Source organism: Aquabacterium sp. (assembly GCF_041915145.1).
Taxonomy (GTDB): Bacteria; Pseudomonadota; Gammaproteobacteria; order Burkholderiales; family Burkholderiaceae_C; genus Aquabacterium.
Genome location: NZ_JAYSBZ010000175.1, coordinates 1 through 1,747 on the forward strand (window position 1 = coordinate 1; position 1,747 = coordinate 1,747).

The 1,747-nt window shown below is 67.0% G+C and carries 1 protein-coding gene; it reads left to right on the top strand.

Going from position 1 to position 1,747, the window contains the following annotated elements:
• Positions 1–85 precede the first annotated feature (85 nt).
• On the top strand, positions 86–1,705 hold the full coding sequence (locus ACE3SS_RS15685) for an IS66 family transposase (RefSeq protein ID WP_374595552.1): 1,620 nt from the start codon (positions 86–88) through the stop codon (positions 1,703–1,705).
• Positions 1,706–1,747: the final 42 nt, after the last annotated feature.

The following is a 1,747-nucleotide window of genomic DNA, read 5'->3' on the forward strand; positions in this document are numbered from 1 at the left end:
CGGCCCGCACCAAGCGCCGTTTCCAACTGCCCGCAAACGCCGTGCAACCCGCATGAATGCTGGGTTCTACGGTAAAATATGCGCCATGCCCGCGCCGCACTCCACCCCCGTTCCGACCCTTGCCGAGGCCGCCCAGTGGGCGCCCGAGCAGATCGTCGGACTGGCGCAGGCGAACGTCGCCTTGCAGCGCGACATGGATGCGATGCGGCTCGAATTTGCGGCACTCAAGCATCAGCTCGAGTGGTTCCGCCGCCAGCTCTTTGGCCAGAAGAGCGAGAAGCGCGTGGTGTCACCCGACACCACGCAGATGCATCTGGGCGAATTGCCGATCCCCGACACGCAGCCCGATCTCCCCGGCAAGACCGTGGCGGGACACACCCGTCGTGCGTCGCGCACCGACTTCGCCCAGAGCAAGGACGACTCGGCACTGTTCTTCGACGAGACGCGCGTCCCGGTCGAGACGATCACGCTCGCCAACCCCGAGACCGAGGGCCTCACCGCCGAGCAGTTCGAGGTGATCGGCGAGAAGGTGAGCCATCGCCTGGCGCAGCGCCCGGGCAGCTACGTGATCCTCAAGTACGTGCGCCCGGTCATCAAGCGCCGCGACACGCAGACGATCCACGGCCCGGCGGCCCCCGCCGGGGTGATCGACGGTAGCCGCGCCGACGTGAGCTTCATCGCCGGGCTCATCACCGACAAGTTCTGCTACCACCAGCCGCTGTACCGCCAGCATCAGCGGCTCGGGGACAACGGCATCCGGGTCTCGCGCCCGTGGCTCACGCAGCTCACCCACGCGGCGCTCGCGCTGCTCGAGCCGGTCTTTACGGCCCAGCTCGACTCGATCCGCGCAAGTCGCATCAAGGCGATGGACGAGACCCCGATCAAGGCCGGGCGCGCCGGCCCGGGGAAGATGAAGGGCGGCTACTTCTGGCCGGTGTATGGCGAGCGCGACGAAATCTGCTTCGCCTATCACGAGGGGCGTAGTGGCAAACACATTGCGCAGACCCTGGGGACCGACCCACCGCCCGTGGGGGCGGTGCTGCTCACCGACGGCTACGCGGCCTACGAACGTTACGCACAAAAATGCGGGCTCACGCGCGCGCAATGCTGGGCGCACTCGAGAAGAAAGTTCTTCGAGGCGCAGTCGGTCGAGCCCGAACGGGCGGCGCAGGCACTGGAGATGATCGGCCAGCTCTACGCGGTAGAGCAGCACATCCGTGAGGCACAGCTCGTCGGCGAGGCACGCCGCGCATACCGGCTCGCCCAGGCCAAGCCGATGGTCGACCGGTTCTTCGACTGGGTCGACACCCAATTCGAATCCCACGGTCTGCTGCCGAGCTCACCGCTGACTGCTGCCCTGGCCTACGTGCGTGAGCGCCGGGCCGCCCTCGAGGTCTACCTCGCCGACCCCGAGGTGCCGATCGACACCAACCACCTCGAGCGGGCGCTACGCGTAGTGCCGATGGGCCGCCGCAACTGGCTCTTCTGCTGGACCGAGGTCGGCGCGAAATACGTGGGGATCGCGCAGAGCCTGATCGCCACCTGTCGCCTGCACGACATCGACCCCTATGCCTATCTGGTCGATGTGCTCCAGCGCGTCGGCCAGCACCCTGCCGCCGATGTCGCGCAACTCACCCCAAGGCTGTGGAAGCAACACTTCGCGGCCAATCCGCTTCGATCCGATCTCCACCCGCGCTCGAAGTAGGCAAGAACGCCGCTCGGTTACCGCTTACGAGGTCTGAGCGTG

What these genes read in the sequence shown, in the direction of transcription:
- ACE3SS_RS15685 (WP_374595552.1), top strand. Translation starts at nt 86, where the DNA reads ATGCCCGCGCCGCACTCCACCCCCGTTCCGACCCTTGCCGAGGCCGCC.